Here is a 17586-nt window from a genome sequence, read left to right as displayed (position 1 = left end):
CGATATGAATCAGCCAGCGCCACTCACCCCACAGCCGCTGCGGCGTACACGCATTCGTCGCGACTTCGTCAAGCTCTTGCTGCTTCTTCTAGGGTGTACGTTGTTCGCGATCGTCATCGTGCGGTACCTTTCGCATTCACATTTGACGGCAGCGGAACGCCGCGAACAGGAAGAACTCCGGGCTGCTGCCAAGGAGCCTGCCGCTCGTCCGGAGGCACTCGCTAAACGCCTTGAAGATCAGCGCAATCTAGCTCAAGCACGGTTGCACGCCGCTACCGCCCCTGCTGGGGGTACTCCGTTCGACGATTCAGGAATACCTAAAGGCAGGCCGGGCGATGGACCACTACCGCCAGGATTCAAAGTGCCAAGCGCGGATGGCGAGCGCCTTTCAGCGCAGGACCGCCTGGCGCTTCAGCGTCAGGCAGAGCAACTGGACAATCAGTCTCTGGTCGCGTACGAGGACACGTCTTCGCAGCAGGACACTTCCGCTGGCGGATCAAACTCGCTTTCAAGCGTTGTGGCGGGACTGACAGCCGCAGCGGAGGCGAATTCCCCGAACGCATCCGCAAATCAGGGCGCGGAAGGTGAGTCGAATGACGCCGTGGGATTGAGCCGGCTTGATGCCAACTTGCCGAACCGTGCCCGCAAAGGCAGCCGGCTCGCTGCCGGAATAAGCAATGCCTCATCGGCGCCGCTGGCGCCGACGCCCGCTCCATCGCCGTACATGGTCATGGAGGGAACGCCGATCAACACTGTGATGCTGGGAGGCACGAATAGCGATCTTCCGGGCACCTTCCGAGCGCTGGTTGACCACGACATCGTCGACAGTATCCGTGGCGAATGTGTGCTCATCCCCAAAGGCACAAAGATCGTCGGCATCGCACACAGCGACATCGCGATCGGCCAAGAGCGGCTACTGCTTGCGGGGACGCGCATGATTTGGCCAAACGGCGCAAACATGTCTCTGACGAAGATGGCAGGAGCGGACCCGAACGGAAACGCTGGGTTGACGGCCGATGTTAACAACCATTTCTTCAAGATATTCGGCTCGACGTTGTTGATAGCTGGCGTAGCGGCCTGGGTTGGCCACAATCAGTCGCAGCCAACGGGTACGACGATCAACATCAATGGTGGTTCGTCAAACGACATGTCCTCCGCTGCAGCGGAATCGTTGTCGCAGACGACTCACGCGATGCTGCAGCGAAACATGAACATCCAGCCCACACTCACTACCCGCCCTGGACAGCGCATGGTGATCGTAACGACACGGGACATGGTGATCCCGCCTCGCATTGTCCATAGCTTCTGCGATGCCTCAGCAGGAGGATCGTGAGACGCACATTCTTGGAACGCCGAACCCCTCACATCGATTCGGAGACTTGATTTCCATACGTGGTTGCCTATTATGGGCAATTGAATATGCCCTCCGGAGCTTGTCCGGCACCTTTGTAGTGGCAGTGCGAATGCGGTTCGTCTCCGTCCAGCGTAAAGCAATATCTGGATAGCCGCAGATCCTCGTGATTCGGAGTTTTCTTGCTAGCCCAGTTGGGGAATCGACCATTCCCCGCTGGGGCATCTTGGCGATTCCCCATTTCTTTAGGAGAGTCGTCATGTCTGAAGCCAATCAAGCGAAGAAGTATTTCGATCTGCACCTTTGCGGTCTCGGCTACCTTTCGCGCGTGCGCGAGGTTGCTTCGTCGGGTCGCGCTAAGGCGAAACCGTTTCTTGCCTGCTCGATCGCCGCGTTTCATGGTGATCCGGACGTCGAGAACGGCATCGTCTATCTGAACCTTGATCTGATCGTGTCCGGCGATAAGGCGAAGGACGTCATCATGACCTATGCCGACGACGCCAATGACCGAGATCGGAAAGTCCTCGTTTGCTTTCGCGCCGGCGACCATTACATCAGTACCTACGAGATCAAGAAGGGCGATCGAGCGGGTCAGATGGGCACCGTGTTGAAAGGGCGTCTTTTGAAGGTATCGTGGGTCAAAGTCGATGGCGAGCTCGTGTATCGCGAAGAGCAAGACGGGGACGATGAGAGCGAGAACACCGACGGCGAGGCAGACGATCGTCAGGATGGTGAACTCGATCACCACGATGCACGCGAGGAAGTCTCCGAGGTCAAGAAGCCTACCGTCAACAACGCTCGTCCTTCACCATCGGCCGAGCGCCGCGAAGGCGAACGCCACGGCAGCGGTTTCCTTCGCCGATCCGTACGCCGTTCGGCGGGAGCTGCAGCCTAAGCCTCTGCCATAGTTGATTTCACTTCTATGGGGATCTCGCTCCTAGCGGGATCCCTCTTCCATGCGACCTGTCGTCAACGATCCTCGGACACGGCATCGGCTATCGATGCCTCGTGCCCGCTTGCCGGAGCGAGCTTCGATTCGCTCGCTCCGGCAAGCGGGAGCTCATCGACGCTTCGCGCGCATTACCAGCAAGCCTTCATGTCCACCGCGGGCCTACAGCGGCCTCGAAACGCTGTGCCGTTAGCGCGCACTCGCGCTTAACAACTCCTGGCCGTGCGCTGAGGCGACAACGCGTACGCCAGGAGACATCCCCTAGTGCTCGGGCGCAGCCCTAAGGAATGTCTTCACCCGTTGATTCGCCGGTTCTGCGAATCCGTGTGTCGCACGTCACGCGACATGTTCGCAGTAACGCAGCCCGGTTCCGGCGCCTCGCGATCTTGGGGGCGTGGCTGCTCGCTTGAAGAAAGCGAACGGAATTTCTTGTTCAACCCCGCGGGGACCGCTCCCCGCCAGGGGTGCGCTCCGCGTCTCTGGAGCTCAACACCATGCAATTTCTGCAAAACTTGTCGGCTACGTTTAAGCGCACGGCACATCGAGGTCGGCTGCCGTTTCTCCCTGGATTCAACGAGGATCTTCCCGCCTTCATCGCAACAATCGACGTCGACTACGTGCAACGCGTGGTCGTAGGCGTGGAAGCGTCACATCGAGAGCACGCAATGCAGTTGCTGAAGCGTGCATTCGATGCGGGCACCTTGTGGAATGACTCGGCCACGCTGCCCATCCTCATGCACGCGTTCGAGCCCGTCAATCCTGACGGACCGATGCAGCTAGCGTCGCTCGATGAAGTCGATGAATTGCCGCCGGCGGATCCGTCGGTCGCGACGATGCGTTGTATCGGCGCCTCGCATGCCCTCTTGCGGTTCGCACGCACCGTCGATGCTTCCTACGTAGAGGCCGGTCCTCAGCCCGATCGCGATAGCAAGCATGTCGCGATTCAAATCCCCATCGATGAACTAATGCAAGTTCGGAAGCTGCTTCGCTCGCTGGAGGCCTGCTGATCGGCATTACGTGTGTGGTGTTTCCCTCGCTTCGTTCTATGTCCGCGGGGGAAACGACTTTCAATCTACTTCTTGGAGAATGCCATGACGTCCAATCACGCATTCACCGATAGCTGCCCCAAGATCGAAGCTCAACTGGTGCCCGTTCTGCGACGGATGCAGATATTTCCGGAGTACTTCGGGCGTCATATGCTGACCGCCGAGGCGATGGTGTATCAAACGCTCGGGTCGCTTTGTCAGGACTACGCCGGTGGGTACTGGGATTTTTATGAACTCAGTAACGGTGGGTTTTACATGGCCCCGAGCACCGACAAACGCATGCGGCTGCAATGTTCGGGGAACGGCTTCGACGCTGAAATGAGCGCTGACGCCGCTGGCATTGTTGCATGTCTTTTCGCGTTTAACGGGCTCGTATGGCGAACGCGCGATGTCCGGTTCGAGCGGCTGTTCTATAGCCTACGAGAGTTTGCAAGCGATCACGCGGAAGCTTGCGCGATCAGCGCTGCGATTGACTAGCGGTTTTCTCCCAATGCGAGGGTGCCCGGCGTGGCGCCCTCGCTTCACAACGTCGATGCCTGTTCCCGGCGGCGCACCCTCCATCCTCAGCAACACACGAACCGCGACACAATGCATATCCGACTCCATCGCATATGGCCCAGAGCAACCCCGCGGCGTTTGATTGCTCCCCCGTGCCTCGAACTTCGATCTCCAACCCGAGTCGTAAGCCATCGTCGATTGACAGCGCTCGCGGCTATCCGGTGTTTGGTTACGGCCACCGCGGGAGCAGCCATCGCGCTGATCGCTTGGTTTCCCGGCCATTGGCTCATTGCGCTGCTCGCGTTGCCAGCGATTTGGTCTCTCGCCAAGGGCCGCTGGTCAGCGACGGCTGTATGGATCGGGTACTACCTGACCGGCGCACGCGACATTCCGATTGCCAGCGAACGGTTCTTCTCTGGACATGGCGAACTAACTCCGTCGTCAGCCTTTGAGCTCGGCATCCTGCTTTGGCTTTCGCAAGCGATCGCGCTTGCAGCGCCTTGGGCGCTAGCAAAACCAAACAATTGTCAACGCGGGTATGCGTGGCGAGCCGCAATCGCAACGCTTCTGACGTGCGTCCCGCCGCTCGGCATCATCGGGTGGCTTTCGCCGTTCCACGTCGCTAGCGCGCTATTCCCCGGGTGGCAACTTGTCGCCTTGCTGCTCGGACTTTCGGCGATCGCAATCGCAGCAGCTGCGCCGCGAAACTTGCAGGCTCGTCTCGCGGCCTTGCCAATAGTGGGGTTGGCATTGGCGGCCCATCTCTCCTCGCAGCCGCATGCACCAACCGGTTGGGCTGCCGTGAACTCCAGCTTCGGCAAGCTCGATCAGTCGAATTACGGTGCCCTATTCCGCCGCTCGCAAGAGGCGATGCTTGCGGCGCAAGCTGCCTTCGACAAGGGCAATCACGTCGTGATCCTGCCCGAGGAGACCGTGGGACTGTGGCGCCCCGCTGTCCGCTTCTGGTGGCGTCCGTTCATCGCCAATCTTGCAAGTAGACAGCAAACTGTGGTTTTCGGTGCCGACCTGCCTAGCGACGAGGCGCACGCCACCGCCCCGACGCCAAACAACTACTTCCGTTATACCGATAGTGCGATCGTGCTCGGAGCGGCTCACGGACGATTTGACAGCCGACAGCCTGTGCCCGGCGGGCTTTGGCGTCCTGGTGCGCGCGTCAGTGCTCGCCTAGGTACGCTCGGACAACAATACACAAGCGTCGGCGAGAAGCTCGTCGGCTTTTCGATTTGCTATGAAGACTACCTTCTGTGGCCGCATTGGCGGCTTTACGTTCGCAGGCCCGATGTTCTCATCAGTATCGTCAACGACTGGTTTGCGCCCGACCTTGCACTCGCGAAAATTCAGCGACAAAGCATTGAATCGGTCGCTCGGCTGTCAGGCGTCCCGCTTCTGCGCGCGGTGAATCTGTAGTGCCACTCTCGCTCCGCAGGCACGGCCGGCGGAGTGCCTGCTCGACTGGCCTTTTAGTACATCCCTCTTCCAAAGTCGGCCACTATGCGCAGGTCGCAACTATATGCAGATCATGCGCTGGCACGTGGCCGATTCAGCGCCGGCGCGGCTTCCGGTGCGGTCGTTCAGCGTGGATCTAGACATAGTTTCTGGTAAGTGAAGTAGTCGCTTTGGCTTGACCATGATGGCAGGACGAATCATCACCGCTAGGTCGAGACCGACCTAGCAATGAGAACGAGGGCACATGCACGGCTCGAACCGCTCAGCAGACCAATATCGCCGTATGTAGCGCGAGGCCCCGGATTCACTCCCGGCAGCACTGCGGACGCTATAACTATGCGAAGAAGACCTCGGCCCAAATCCTCACCGAATCGAGCGCGGCGCCGTCGATCTCATGGCGTGTGCGCATAGTTGCGACCTGAGCATAGGGGTCGCTCTATGCCTCTTGCATGAGGCGCGCGCCCGAGACCATCGTCGTGCTCGATCTTGGGACGCTGTGCGGCCAGAAGCCGACGTTTGCTCATTGCCTTGCATGGGGAGCCTAACGGCCGCCGCATGTAGTAACTCCCACGCAGAGGCACGGCCTCAGCATCCTGTGACGACGCCCATCCTTGTTGTGGCCAAGACCGACGACTCCCTCCCGCTGGTGCCGGCGGCGGCTGCGTAGCGGCTGCCGGCAGTCTCGCCACTGCGAGCTCGTATCCCTTCGCCGCTTTCGGACATGCAACGGCGGCACACAGAACTGTTCGATGTTTTCGAAGCTTCCCACACAACCTGCCCTTGGCGGAATTCGCGCACTGGATCAGCTACGAGGTAAAGGCAGGCAACCTGCTGGCCTTGAACGTGGGCAATCGTAGACAGCGTGTTCCGTACCGGCATTTTGATCCGCTTGAGCACGGCCTGATCCAAGCGATGATGAAGCTGAACCGGGACGCCGATCCGTGGACGATCTACCACGCGCTCCTCGAATCACGTACAGCGTTGAGCCGCCGCAACGCGCTGTAGATCGTGACCTCGACCAATCTGAGCAAGGTCATCATGGCCGTTTTCAACGCCGTCAAGGAGGCCACCATGTTTGAGCGCATTTGGGGCGATCGTCAGCAGCCGTAGTGCCCGGCGAAGTCTCGTCGGAAGGCTAGATACTTGCGCACGGCGCGCAAACATCCCGAGCGTTCAGATTGCCACGGGGACTCCCTCTGACGTATCCCGCCGCGGCCTTCGAAAGGACCCTCGATTGATTTGACTACTGGTAAAATGGCGAACTCAAGATGGGTCGAGGCGAGCCAGGTGGTCGCCGCCGAGGATCAATATGAACGTAGGACAAGCGATTCGCTGGTTTCGCCAGCATCGGGGCATCTCACAGGGCGACGTGGCCCGCCGCGCCGCATGTTCCGTCTCTTACCTGTCGCTTCTTGAGAACAACAAGCGCGACCCTACGCTTTCTACGGTCGCGAAAATTGCAGACGCTTTGCATGTGCCCGTCGGGACATTGTTTCTGGTGGCTGCCGAGCCCTCCGACCTTGGGTGCATCGACAAACGTCTGGTTGATGAATTGCGGCGCGCGGTGGTGTCATCGGCGCCGGCTGATCGGAATGAGGGCGCGCATGGCTGATTCGCAGCTTGCAACGATTCGTAGGGAGGTAGCCCATCATGGCCAGCGCTGATCAACTCAGGGCGCTCGTGAAGTCACATATCAACCGTGACGATGGCCAGTTTTATTCCGTGGCGATGCAGGTGGCAGCGCATGAGGCCAAAGTCGGCCACGGCAAGTTGGCTGAAGAGATACGTGACATGATCGACGCCGCGAAGTCCCGTGGGCTCAACGCAGAGCCAGGCAAGCTGGTGCCGCTTGCCAAACCACGCGGCGAACTGGCCAATCTGCTCCATGTGACCTATCCCAAGAGCCGGCTGGTCGACATGGTCCTGGATGCAGGCGTCGTCGAGCAGATACAGCGCATCCTGAAAGAGCAGCGCTTGAACGCGCGCATACGCGAGCACGGGCTATCGCCGCGACGCAAGCTGCTGCTCGTAGGGCCCCCTGGCACAGGAAAGACGATGACCGCCTCGGTGCTAGCCGGCGAACTTGGCGTGCCGCTCTTTCTTGTGCGCCTCGATGCGCTGATCACCAAATTTATGGGCGAAACCGCGGCCAAGCTGCGCCAGGTGTTCGATGCCATCAGTGACGTGCGCGGCGTGTACTTTTTCGACGAGTTCGATGCCATTGGATCTCAGCGTGGGCTGGCGCACGACGTGGGAGAAATACGGCGCGTGCTCAACAGCTTCCTGCAGATGATCGAGCACGACCAGTCTCACAGTCTGATCGTCGCCGCGACCAACCATCCCGAGATCCTCGACTACGCGCTCTTTCGCCGATTCGATGATGTCCTGGAGTACCACCTGCCCAGCGCTCAGCAAGCGGGAGAACTGATCCGCAGTCGACTCGCGCGATTTGCGCCGAAGCCGCTCGCGTTGAAGTCCTTGGCGGCGAAAGCGGAAGGTCTTAGCTATGCAGAGATCCGGCGCGCGGTGGACGAAGCGATCAAGGAAACGGTTATGCACGAAGGCGAGCAGGTTTCGACGCAGATGCTCGTTCGAGCATTGGAGGAGCGACGTCGCCTGAGCGCACGACTCGAAAATAACAACAAGCCATCCAGAGATGCCACCAGAGGCCGATAAACGTCCCCACCTCGTACTTCACAACACGTCTGAGGCCGTTGCCTTTACAGCACACAGCCCGGGGGGCGGTTCGTCGCCTCCACTACCGGCGAGGGATCGACAAACACATGGCCAGGCGCTTCAGGGACAGCTGCAAGCGCTCAGACCATTGATGGCGCAGGCAACACAGGCCCAGCGAGAAAGCGGTATGGAAAGCGGCCTCGGCCTTCAGGTCGAATTCGAGGGCCAGCCCGACGTTGAACTGGCTTTCCAGAGCCTCGGAAACGAGACGAAGCACATCGAGTTGCTCAGCGTCCGCAAGGCGGGCGACGTGACCTTTGCCAACGTGTTCGTTCCTGATGGCAAGCTGGAGCACTTCGAGACCTACGTCGCCGAGTATCTGGCTGACCGCAAGGGTGCATCTGGTCAATCGCTCGACCACAAGCCGCTGCTGAACACCATCGCGTCTATCCGTCGAGCAGAGCTACGCGCGCTGTGGACCGACGACCCGGCGCTCCTACCCGACGACGCTAGCACAGCGTTCTGGTGGGAAGTGTGGCTGCCGGTACGAGAAGATCGGCAGAAGGTTGTTGAAGATTTTCGCAAACTTGCGCAATCCGCAGATTGCGAAGTCAGCGAGCACCAGGCGAATTTTCCCGAGCGAACAGTCATCACGATGTTCGGATCCGAAGCGCAGTTGAGCCAGTCGGTGCTGCTACTCAACTGCGTTGCCGAACTTCGCAAGGCGAAGGACACCGCTGAGTTCTTCGATGGGATGGGTGTTGAAGAGCAAGGTGCGTGGATGGACGACATGCTGGCGCACGCCGTTTGGCCTGCTGCCGGCGCGCCGCGTGTCTGCCTCATCGACTCCGGGGTCAATCGTGGTCATCCGATGCTGGCGCCGCTGCTGGACGGGCCTGACCAGCACACTGTCAACCCCGCATGGGGAGTCGACGACACAGCCAATCACGGGACTGGCCTGGCAGGTCTGGCTACCTACGGCGAGCTCACCGCGGCCGTGGGACAGGCCGCGCCAGTCACGTTGACGCATCGACTGGAGTCTGTGAAGCTCGTTTCCGAAGAGGGCGACAACGCAGGTGACGCCAGGCATCATGCCTATCTGTTCGCCGAGGCGGTCAGCCGACCAGAGATCACCCATCCCGACCGTGCGCGTGTTTTCGCGACGGCGGTCACCGCATCCGACTACCGTGATCGCGGTCGCCCCTCCTCGTGGTCGGCGATGCTTGACCGCCTTGCGTCAGATGTCGATGGCGGAGGCGAAACCCCGCGGCTGTTCGTTCTGGCATCTGGCAACACCCGCAGTCACGACGCTTGGATGACGTATCCCGATAGCTTGGCGACGAACCTCGTGCACGACCCGGGACAAGCTTGGAATGCACTGACCGTCGGCGCCTGCACGCACAAGATTGACACTGAAATCGCGGGCCTGGCGGCGATTGCTGCGGAAGGCGGCCTCAGCCCCTACACCACGACATCGCGTACATGGGACAGCGCGTGGCCCTTGAAACCCGACGTGGTTTTCGAAGGGGGCAATGTCGGCAAGGACAAGCTGGGTGCTTCCGCAGTTCCCGCTCTCAATCTGCTCACTACGCACAACGTGCCCGACGAGCGCTTGTTCACGACGACCAATGCGACGAGTGCGGCATCGGCTCTCTGCGCGAGGATGGCCGCCCAGGTCATGGCGGCGTACCCGCAATTCCGGGCTGAAACGGTCCGAGCCCTGATCGTTCACGCCGCTGAGTGGACGCCAACGATGCGGCAAATGTTCCTGCCTGCCGGTGGGCAACCCAGTAAGCAGGACTATGTGAATTTGATCCGTCATTGCGGCTGGGGAACGCCGGATCTCGAGCTCGCGCTCTGGAGCGCGGCCAACTCGTTGTCTCTGGTCATCGAAGATGCAGTCCACCCTTACACCAAGGAGAAGGGGCGCGGCGTGGTCAGCCGCGATATGAATCTGCATGCGCTGCCATGGCCGAAGGAGGAGCTTGAGGCCCTGCAAAACGCCCGGGTGCAGATGCGAGTCACGCTGTCTTATTTCGTGGAGCCCAATCCATCGGCCCGCGGTGCAACCTCGAAGTTCCACTATCCGTCGCATCGCCTGCGATTTGACCTCAAGCGGCCTCTTGAGGCATCAGTCGAGGATTTCGTGGCTCGGATCAACGCGGCCGCGCAGCAGGAAGACGATGGCGCTGCCGCCAACCCTCGCGATGCCGGGTGGCACCTGGGCGACCGACAGCGGCACCGTGGCTCGCTACATCAGGATGTCTGGGAAGGCACCGCCGCGGAGTTGGCCAGCCGCGGTTTTCTAGCCGTCTATCCGTCCGCAGGCTGGTGGCGCACGCGCCCTGGTTTAGAGCGCTACGCCTTGCCCGCTCGCTATAGCCTCATCGTTTCGTTGCGAACGGAGCAGATGGACATCGACCTGTACAGCGTAATCGCGAACAAGATTGCGATCGAGGTCTGATAGTCGGCTCGGCCCCCGCAGAGCGCTCATCTCCACGCGCGCAAAAGATGCTGCGAGCAATCTGGACACCGTCATTATGGCCGTTTCCAATGCAATCAGAGGTCAACACGTTTGGAAGCGCCGCTTCAGGGCGCTTCGAACGAGGCCAGCGGCCTAACCACTCGTGATCCCCCACTGGGGAGAAGATGACAGCAACGCGCCAGGAAGCAGCCATCCGATGGCCGACATGTTGGATGACCTGGTTGAGTCGCTCGCGGCCAGTGGCGCGTATTGGGTCGCCAGCGCGGCGAGCGAGTTCTACGTCATCCCCGACGGCGAGGTCGGATCGATCGGCGTAGTGACCGCGCACCAGGATGTGTCGAAGGCGCTCGGGAAAGCCGGCGTCCAGACGACGTTGACCGCGGCGGGCAAGTACAACACTGAGGGCAATCCGTTTGAGCCGCTCGGCACGGACGCCCGGCAGCACGTGCAATCGCGCGTGGACGACTACTACCGCATGTTCGTCGGTGCCGTCGCGAAGCATCGCGGTGTGCCGGAAGCCGCTGTTCGTAACGGCATGGGGCAAGGCCGATTGCTCGACGCTCAACGCGCGAAGCGCGAAGCGCGAAGCGCGAAGCGCGAAGCGCGAAGGCATGGTGGACGACATCACGACGATCGACGAGGTGGCCCGTCGGATCGCGCAGCGCAAAGACCGGTCGTCAACCAAGCCAGTGCGCATGCCGGTTGCGTCGCAGTCTCAGACACGCACTGCTGCGTTACAGCGCGTAATCGATATGTTCGATATCTGAGCGCGTGTCGAACGAGATTGTCCGTCGCGACCGTCCCAGTCCGTTAAGGTTTATTCGACGCCTGCCGACATGTGCAGAGGTATGCACATTCATGCGCCCGATGGCAGGCATCGAATAAACCTTAACGATTTCGGAAGCTCAGGTATCGGCAAAAACTGTCGCCGCGCGGGCTCGCCACCTACTTCGTCGGCCATGATGCGACGCCCGCTAGACGGTGTCATATGGCTGAAACGCGACGCGTTTCGGTAATTCGCCCCATTTGATGTTGGCTAGCGCCAAGCCATGGTCGAACTCTTCCCGAAGATGCACGTGCGGGAGTAGGCAGCGGCGGCATCGCACGTACAATTCTCGCGCAGCCTCACTAACGGGAGAAACGCATGGAGCAGGCTTACGCGGCAATCGGGCGTGCGGTCATCGCGATGCAGATGTTCGAGGTGGCCTTCGTGTCGATCCACGAAGGGTTCAAGATGATCACTGATCCCGCGTACCTTCAGGCGACGGGCGGGATGATCGAAGAGGGGCGGTACAAAAACGCAACCGCGAACGTGGTGAAGGTCCTCTCCCAGCGCGGGCAGATCGCGGCAGATTTGGAGGACCGACTCAACACCCTGATTGACCGCCGCAACGAACTCATGCACCGCTGGTTTCTTCGCAACGGCTGGCCCGCGAACGACGACAATGACCCGGCCAGCTATGCGGACGTAATCCGGCTCGCGCAGTGGGTTCGTACCGAGGCGGATGCGATCACGCACATGATGGCGGGCTACATGCTGAAGTACGCCCATCCCGACCGGCACGAAAAGAACCCCGAGGCGGTCAACAAGGCCGTCACAGAGATGTTCCATCGGGTTCACGTGCAGGAGTAAACGAAGATGCACGTGACAAAAATCGACGCCGCCCGACGGCAACTCGTTACTGCCATCTGCCTTTTTTTCGATGGCGGCGATCCCGTTTCCGTGTACTCGCTGGCATCGAACGCATGGGAGGTCATCGATGTGCTCTGCACGAGCGCGGGCGTGGAAAGCTTCTCCAAGCAGGCCCGCGAAAATCTGCCAGCCGGACACACGCTGAAGTACTACATCAACGAGCCGTGTCGAAACTTCTTCAAGCACGCCGAGCAAGACCCGAACCCCGATAGCTCGGTCGAACTGCGCGAGGCCAACGTTGCCGCCATCCTGTTTCTGGCAGTTGAGGATTACATTCGGTTTCGTCAGGGCGGCCCCGTAGAGGCACAGGTCTTTCAGCTGTGGTTTATCGCCGTCTTCCCGGAGAAAGTCGCCGAAGATGATCCTGTGGCTCAATCAAAACTCGAAAGCGCCAGACTCGCGTTTCCCGGCATCGCCACACTTGCTTCGTCCGACAAGAACGAGATGGGGCGGCAGGTACTGGAGGCCGCGCGCAAAGATGTCGGACTCGCGGCTGACCCGAAAACCGAGCCAAGCCTCTGACTGTCGATTAACCTCAGCGCATCCAGGTTGCTTTATGCCATTTGCATGAGAGGCCACGCCTTGCGGCGATCTCCGCGCTCGGTCGTCGAGCACTTGCCGGCCATGAAGCGCCGTTCGCATGCGTCGTCGGTCGGACATATAGGCGTCGGCTCGACCCCGTAAGCAGCCATCCGATTGCCAATGAAGAACGCTCCCTCTTCGGCGGAGCGGACGCTGGATGCGTTGGTCCACGTCTACCGATTCCTCAGGGTGTCAACAAGCAGGTTGCGACGTACGAACTGTCCACCCAGTCGTAGAGCTGGATGCGGCCGACCGCGTTGAGGCGATGCCCCAGCATCATCGCGAAGTGCGAAGGCGCCTTGATAAAGAGATGGATGACGTCCAACCGGTGATAGGAGCGGAAGTCGACCAAGGCAGACTTGGCCTCCGCCACAGCCCTATTCAGCTTCAGCGGACCGTCAATCGCATTGGCACTGGTGAGCTCCAGGCGCGGCGCCCGAGCTAGGTTTCCCGCAGTCGCAGCTGTGACGTCCGCGACAGCCCGCGTCGGGAACGCGATGCTCGCCACGCCCTCCTTGACACCGTCGTCGCCGCTGGTCGAATCAGCGGTGAAGAACGGGCCAGGCGCCTGCGCGTGTTCGTCAGTGCGAAAGCGCGCGCCGTTGTGGTCGATGTCAAGGATGAAACCCCGGGTGGCGGCAAACGTGTAGCCCAGCAAACAGGCCAGCGACATCCTCTGCTTGCTTGAAAGCGCGACGGTGGAGCGTGGGCGGCTGCGCTTGATGCACTTGCCGATGGCCGCCGCGCGAGCGGACAAGTGCTGCCAGTCGTCCATCTTTAACGCCTCGCGGCCAGGCCCATTGAACGGCTCGACGATAAGGCAAAGTTCATGCGCCGACACAGCGTCACCGAGGCTCAACAGGGTCGGTGTTTTTGCCCAGAGCGCCGCGTCGCCGGCCAGCACTTCGAGTAAAGCAGCCTCGATCTCCGCGCGCATCACGGGCCCACGCGCTGAGCGCGTCACTAGGCGAACGCAGTGCTCCCGGAAGGCGGCTGCGTCCTTGGCACGCAGGTTAATGCTCGGCAAGTAGCGTTCGATCTCGCCGGGGAATGCGGCATGCGCGCTCTCGTCAGCGTAGATGACGAAGTCCACCCGGTCGACCACGAACTGCGCCAGCTCCCGCGGCTGCTTCTTGTCCACGACCCATTGGATGATTTTATCCCGGGTTTGAGCGAGAAGCGGCGAGGCGGCATCGTACGAAGAGCCCACACCACGCAGGCGTGACACCATGGCGACCAAAGGCGCCGTACTGCCGTTGAAGTCACGGCACACCAGGACGAAGCGCGGAAACTCCGCTGGCGACGTCTCGTGGACCTTCTTGAACTGCTGGATTTCGTCCCAGAAGGCGCTCCAAGACAGCGCGTAGCCCTTGGCCTCGAAGAAGGTGCGCACGGTGGCGCCGTCCATGCCGAAATAGCTGACCTCGATATCGCCGACCGCTTCGCTCACGACGTGGCTGAACGAGCCTTGCGCGAGCCAGCGCGGGAGGTGCTGCAGAACGAAGGCATCCTGGTAGCCGAACCCTTCTCGTGCGATGGCCCCGCCAGTGGATTCGTTCGCTAGCAAGCTTGCTTTCATTCGATTCCCTCCAGGTCGAGGTGTGACAGGTGCACGCTGCCATCAGGCAAGTAGGTGTGGGCACTGCCGTCAAGTTGCTGGCCGTGAAGCCGGAACACGAGCAACACGGCGAAGTTCGCGCCGACGCTGCAGTCGGTCGCGAGCTCACGCATGGTAGCGTGGTCCTTGGCGCTGGGTTGCACGCTGAACAGCGGATGCGAGTGCCATTCGCCAAGGTAGTTGAAACGCCTGAAGTCGTTGCCGTTCGAGCGGCAGTACGTCTTGATGGCCTTGACCACCCCGCCCATGCCGCGAACAAATGCGGCGCAGGCGCCAGGCTTGTGCACCGTCAGACTGCGCACTGCGAAGTGGTTCGTGCCGACATGCTCGCCCAGCAGCACGCCGCCACACTCACGAGCGCCGGCGCGCCGGAGCGCGGCCATGAGAGGCGCCTGCACTTCAAGCGGAACCGTCACCCGCAGCACCTGCGCCCCCTTTCACGGCGTTCAAGAGCGCGCCGAGTGCGGCGGTCTCATCATCGGACAAAGGCAGTGCGGCAGCCGCGGCTACGGCGCCCGGGCACTGGATGGGGATGGTGTCGAATGGCTGCTTGAACTCCCAGAACTTCTTGAACCCGAGCAGGTAGGCTGCGACCGGGTATTCGGACTCGTCACCGCTGCAAACCGCGTCCAATGCGAAGGCCGTCATGGCGGCGGCAAGGTAGCTCACTTCCGCATCGCCGGCCACGAGGATCTTGTCAGGGGTATTGAGCGCGTAGCGGTTGGCCTCGAGGCGCGGCACGGGCTCCATGGTTCCCATGGCCCCAAAGATGTGGGTGCGAATGCATAGTGGGTCGGCGTCCCGACCCGGCCTGCTGCGCGCCATCAGCGCGCCGAACCCACCGGCGAAGACTTCGCCCCAGACCAGCTGCACCTGCGCGCGCTTGCACACAGCGGCGAGCGTTAAGAACGTGTCCGGGTTGGCGGTCGCGTCGATGACCAGATCGCTACTGCCGATGAGCTCGGCCAGCGAGGCTGCAGCGAGCGGATTTTCCTGGCCAGCCACTTCGAACGACAGCGATACCACGTTGGCGTCCGGTGCCACAAGACGAATGCGCTCGGCAACTGCTTCGACCTTTGCGAAGCCTACGCCCTGCCAGTCGAGTTCGTTACGCACGAGATTCTGCGGCAGCAGCACGTCGGCGTCGATCAGCGCGAACTTGCGCATGCCTGAACGGGCCAGGGAGACGGCGATCTTGCTGCCCAGCGACCCGAGGCCAACCACGGTCACCGTCAGTGTGCTCAATTTGGCGCACGCCGCGGGCAGACGGGCCTGCTCGCTTGCGCTGACGTCGATGACGGCCAGTTCGGTGACCGAGTCGGCCTCGGCCGACGGCACGAAAAAGGCGCGGACGTGATGCTGGGTGTCGAACACGACGATGGTCTTGTTGCTCGCCTCACCGACCATCGGCCACCCATCTCCGACAAGGCCCGCCAGCTCGTCCAGCGTAGTGACCTTGGTGCTGGGTGTCTTCTGAATTGAGATCGCCCAGCCGCTGCCGGCACTGGCCCCCGGCAGGACTGGCATGCCGGCCAAGCGCTGGGGCGGGTCATCGCCCAGCTCGGTCGCCAAGGTCAACTCGCATTCGCCCAGCTTGGTCGTTGCGGTCTTCATGGGCCACGCCGGCCGGTGCGATGCGGCTGCGAGCCGTTCGACGAACTGTGGCGTGACCAAGAACCGGTGGCTTTCGCCCCGCAGGGCCTGCCCATACGTAAGGTGATGGCGCGACGGGGCCGACGGGGTCTGGGGCAAGGCGACCTGCAGTACCTCGCTCCAGAGCAGCTTGTTCGCGCTTCGCACCAGATCGACCCCGGTGACGCTCGGGTCCCAGTTGTCGGGGCCGCGCTCCAGACAAAGCACGCCGCTGCCAAGGTACTGATGCCTGCTCCAGGATTCGCCCGGGCGCTGGGGGCGGATAAACGCTGGTACATCCGGAAAGTAGCGCGGATAGACCAGCACACCCTCGAAGGTGGCGTGCAGCAGCGCCAGCGTGAAGCGCAACTCCAGCTCGCCGCCGGCGGTGGCGCGCCACCCCTGCATGCGAAACCATGCAGCCTCGTGCGCAAGGGCGTCAAGCAGGCGCTTTTCCCGCGCCATGCGCTGGGGATGGTCGACCAGCAAGCCCATCAGGCGAACCCCGCGTGCTTGTTGGGCAGCACCGGCGAGCCGGGGAAGGTGAGGCCCGCGCCGACTGCGGGGCGCAGCAGGGACGATGCCGCAGACTTGGTGGCACCTGCAGCAGCCGGGAAGCGCGGCCCGAGGATGGCACGCCACTGCTTCAGGGCTTCATCGTCGTCGGTCTCGTTCTTGGCCTTACGCGCCAGGGCCGCGTGCTCCTTCACCATGTCGTAGAAGGTCTTGAACTCGTCGAACGTGACGTTAGAGAACACATCGCTGCCTGGTACGCCCGGGTCCTCGACGAACGGCACTTGGCCGAGCAGGACGTGGACGCTGTAGGCGTCGCGGATGCCCTCGAGGACCTCGACGAACAACGTCTGGTAGTTCACCTGCGAGTAGCTCATGTGCTTGGCGACCAGGCACTCGAGGATGAAGCCCTTGGGCCGCCGCAGGGCCGACAGGTGACACCGGCGCCACCACTTTACGATCTTCACGAGCGGCTTGAACCGGCTACCCGTGTCGCGGTTGACGTCGACGGTCCACTGCGTGTGGGCGGCTGGGTTCGTCGTGAGCCACTTCTTGAGCTCGATGTCAGGGATGAGGTAGGCGTCTCCGTCCTCGATGACCGGGACGACATCCATGTCGACGCCAGCCAGGGTCACCGCGATGGAGCGCCGGTTGACTTTCAGGTTCTGGTAGCCGGCGTCGACAAGTGCCTGATGCAGTGCATCGAGGACGTCGTGCGGGTCGTCCTCATTGGTGTGGTTGGTCACCACGATGATGTCGACGTCCGGGCGCTGCAGCACCTCGCCAATCTTTTGGGGGCGGATTGCCGTGTCGCGCCTGTAGGAGCCAGACAGGAACGTCTGAACGTGCAGCATTGAGAAGTTTTCGTCGGTGCGCAGTGCTTCGCGCAGCGCGTTGTGTGCGCTGGAGCACGCGCTTACCGTCGAGGCTGACGGCTCGATTTCGCTGAGGAAGTCAAGAAACTGTTGCTGTGTCGTCATACAAGGTCCTACTGGCAGATTGTTGCATCCAGGGCCGCGCTGTGGCACAGTTTGTTGTTCTATGCAAACAACGCGGTCTAATCATGCCAGCCGGCG

General features: G+C 61.5%; 16 protein-coding genes. 12 read left to right on the top strand and 4 right to left on the bottom strand.

Features of this window, described 5'->3' with window-relative positions; genetic code table 11:
* Positions 1-4 precede the first annotated feature (4 nt).
* From QQS38_RS13880 to QQS38_RS13825, 12 genes are all read left to right on the top strand, one after another.
* The gene (locus tag QQS38_RS13880; protein WP_479645943.1) at positions 5-1333 is read left to right on the top strand and encodes a TraB/TrbI/VirB10 family type IV secretion system protein; all 1329 of its coding nucleotides are present in this window, start codon (positions 5-7) and stop codon (positions 1331-1333) included.
* 277 nt (positions 1334-1610) lie between these two features.
* Positions 1611-2246 (top strand): DUF3577 domain-containing protein, encoded by a 636-nt coding sequence (locus tag QQS38_RS13875; protein WP_479645942.1) that lies wholly within the window; start codon positions 1611-1613, stop codon positions 2244-2246.
* Positions 2247-2794: 548 nt separating this feature from the next.
* A complete protein-coding gene (locus tag QQS38_RS13870; RefSeq protein WP_479645941.1) occupies positions 2795-3307 on the top strand; it encodes a hypothetical protein in 513 nt (170 codons plus the stop codon).
* Between the two features lie 72 nt (positions 3308-3379).
* Complete coding sequence (locus tag QQS38_RS13865) at positions 3380-3823, top strand: antirestriction protein (RefSeq protein WP_479645940.1); 444 nt, start codon at positions 3380-3382, stop codon at positions 3821-3823.
* Positions 3824-4501: 678 nt separating this feature from the next.
* Complete coding sequence (locus QQS38_RS13860) at positions 4502-5272, top strand: carbon-nitrogen hydrolase family protein (protein ID WP_479645939.1); 771 nt, start codon at positions 4502-4504, stop codon at positions 5270-5272.
* A gap of 819 nt (positions 5273-6091) precedes the next feature.
* Complete coding sequence (locus QQS38_RS13855) at positions 6092-6316, top strand: hypothetical protein (protein WP_479645938.1); 225 nt, start codon at positions 6092-6094, stop codon at positions 6314-6316.
* 304 nt (positions 6317-6620) lie between these two features.
* Positions 6621-6923 carry a helix-turn-helix domain-containing protein gene (locus QQS38_RS13850; protein WP_479645937.1) on the top strand — a complete coding sequence of 101 codons (303 nt, stop codon included), beginning with the start codon at positions 6621-6623 and terminating at the stop codon, positions 6921-6923.
* 38 nt (positions 6924-6961) lie between these two features.
* Complete coding sequence (locus QQS38_RS13845) at positions 6962-7987, top strand: AAA family ATPase (protein WP_479645936.1); 1026 nt, start codon at positions 6962-6964, stop codon at positions 7985-7987.
* Positions 7988-8174: 187 nt separating this feature from the next.
* A complete protein-coding gene (locus QQS38_RS13840; RefSeq protein WP_479645935.1) occupies positions 8175-10451 on the top strand; it encodes a S8 family peptidase in 2277 nt (758 codons plus the stop codon).
* 217 nt (positions 10452-10668) lie between these two features.
* Entirely contained in the window at positions 10669-11286 is a 618-nt protein-coding gene (locus QQS38_RS13835; RefSeq protein ID WP_479645934.1) for a S49 family peptidase, read from the top strand.
* Between the two features lie 330 nt (positions 11287-11616).
* Positions 11617-12105, top strand: coding sequence for a hypothetical protein (locus QQS38_RS13830; protein WP_479645933.1), 489 nt, complete (start codon positions 11617-11619; stop codon positions 12103-12105).
* A gap of 6 nt (positions 12106-12111) precedes the next feature.
* Positions 12112-12687 carry a hypothetical protein gene (locus tag QQS38_RS13825; RefSeq protein WP_479645932.1) on the top strand — a complete coding sequence of 192 codons (576 nt, stop codon included), beginning with the start codon at positions 12112-12114 and terminating at the stop codon, positions 12685-12687.
* A 244-nt stretch (positions 12688-12931) separates the two neighbouring features.
* On the opposite strand, the gene cap4 is transcribed toward QQS38_RS13825, so the two are convergent.
* Genes cap4 through QQS38_RS13805 form a run of 4 tightly spaced genes read right to left on the bottom strand, consistent with a single transcriptional unit; the run spans position 12932 to position 17490 of the window.
* Positions 12932-14326, bottom strand: coding sequence for a CD-NTase-associated endodeoxyribonuclease Cap4 (gene cap4 / locus QQS38_RS13820; protein WP_479645931.1), 1395 nt, complete (start codon positions 14324-14326; stop codon positions 12932-12934).
* A complete protein-coding gene (locus QQS38_RS13815) occupies positions 14323-14790 on the bottom strand; it encodes a Mov34/MPN/PAD-1 family protein (RefSeq protein WP_479645930.1) in 468 nt (155 codons plus the stop codon). The genes cap4 and QQS38_RS13815 overlap by 4 nt, the downstream gene beginning before the upstream one ends.
* Entirely contained in the window at positions 14765-16492 is a 1728-nt protein-coding gene (locus QQS38_RS13810; RefSeq protein ID WP_479645929.1) for a ThiF family adenylyltransferase, read from the bottom strand. Before QQS38_RS13810 ends, QQS38_RS13815 begins: the two co-directional genes overlap by 26 nt.
* The gene (locus QQS38_RS13805) at positions 16492-17490 is read right to left on the bottom strand and encodes an SMODS domain-containing nucleotidyltransferase (RefSeq protein ID WP_479645928.1); all 999 of its coding nucleotides are present in this window, start codon (positions 17488-17490) and stop codon (positions 16492-16494) included. Before QQS38_RS13805 ends, QQS38_RS13810 begins: the two co-directional genes overlap by 1 nt.
* Positions 17491-17586: the final 96 nt, after the last annotated feature.

Source organism: Trinickia sp. Z7 (assembly GCF_056498045.1).
The sequence above is the reverse complement of the archived record's forward strand: the minus strand, read 5'-3'. Positions and strand labels throughout refer to the sequence as shown.

Coding starts and splice junctions, on each gene's coding strand:
- QQS38_RS13835 (WP_479645934.1), top strand. CDS start 10,669: ATGGCCGACATGTTGGATGACCTGGTTGAGTCGCTCGCGGCCAGTGGC.
- QQS38_RS13805 (WP_479645928.1), bottom strand. CDS start 17,490: ATGACGACACAGCAACAGTTTCTTGACTTCCTCAGCGAAATCGAGCCG.
- QQS38_RS13830 (WP_479645933.1), top strand. CDS start 11,617: ATGGAGCAGGCTTACGCGGCAATCGGGCGTGCGGTCATCGCGATGCAG.
- QQS38_RS13870 (WP_479645941.1), top strand. CDS start 2,795: ATGCAATTTCTGCAAAACTTGTCGGCTACGTTTAAGCGCACGGCACAT.
- QQS38_RS13825 (WP_479645932.1), top strand. CDS start 12,112: ATGCACGTGACAAAAATCGACGCCGCCCGACGGCAACTCGTTACTGCC.
- QQS38_RS13880 (WP_479645943.1), top strand. CDS start 5: ATGAATCAGCCAGCGCCACTCACCCCACAGCCGCTGCGGCGTACACGC.
- QQS38_RS13840 (WP_479645935.1), top strand. CDS start 8,175: ATGGAAAGCGGCCTCGGCCTTCAGGTCGAATTCGAGGGCCAGCCCGAC.
- QQS38_RS13810 (WP_479645929.1), bottom strand. CDS start 16,492: ATGGGCTTGCTGGTCGACCATCCCCAGCGCATGGCGCGGGAAAAGCGC.
- QQS38_RS13850 (WP_479645937.1), top strand. CDS start 6,621: ATGAACGTAGGACAAGCGATTCGCTGGTTTCGCCAGCATCGGGGCATC.
- cap4 (WP_479645931.1), bottom strand. CDS start 14,326: ATGAAAGCAAGCTTGCTAGCGAACGAATCCACTGGCGGGGCCATCGCA.
- QQS38_RS13845 (WP_479645936.1), top strand. CDS start 6,962: ATGGCCAGCGCTGATCAACTCAGGGCGCTCGTGAAGTCACATATCAAC.
- QQS38_RS13875 (WP_479645942.1), top strand. CDS start 1,611: ATGTCTGAAGCCAATCAAGCGAAGAAGTATTTCGATCTGCACCTTTGC.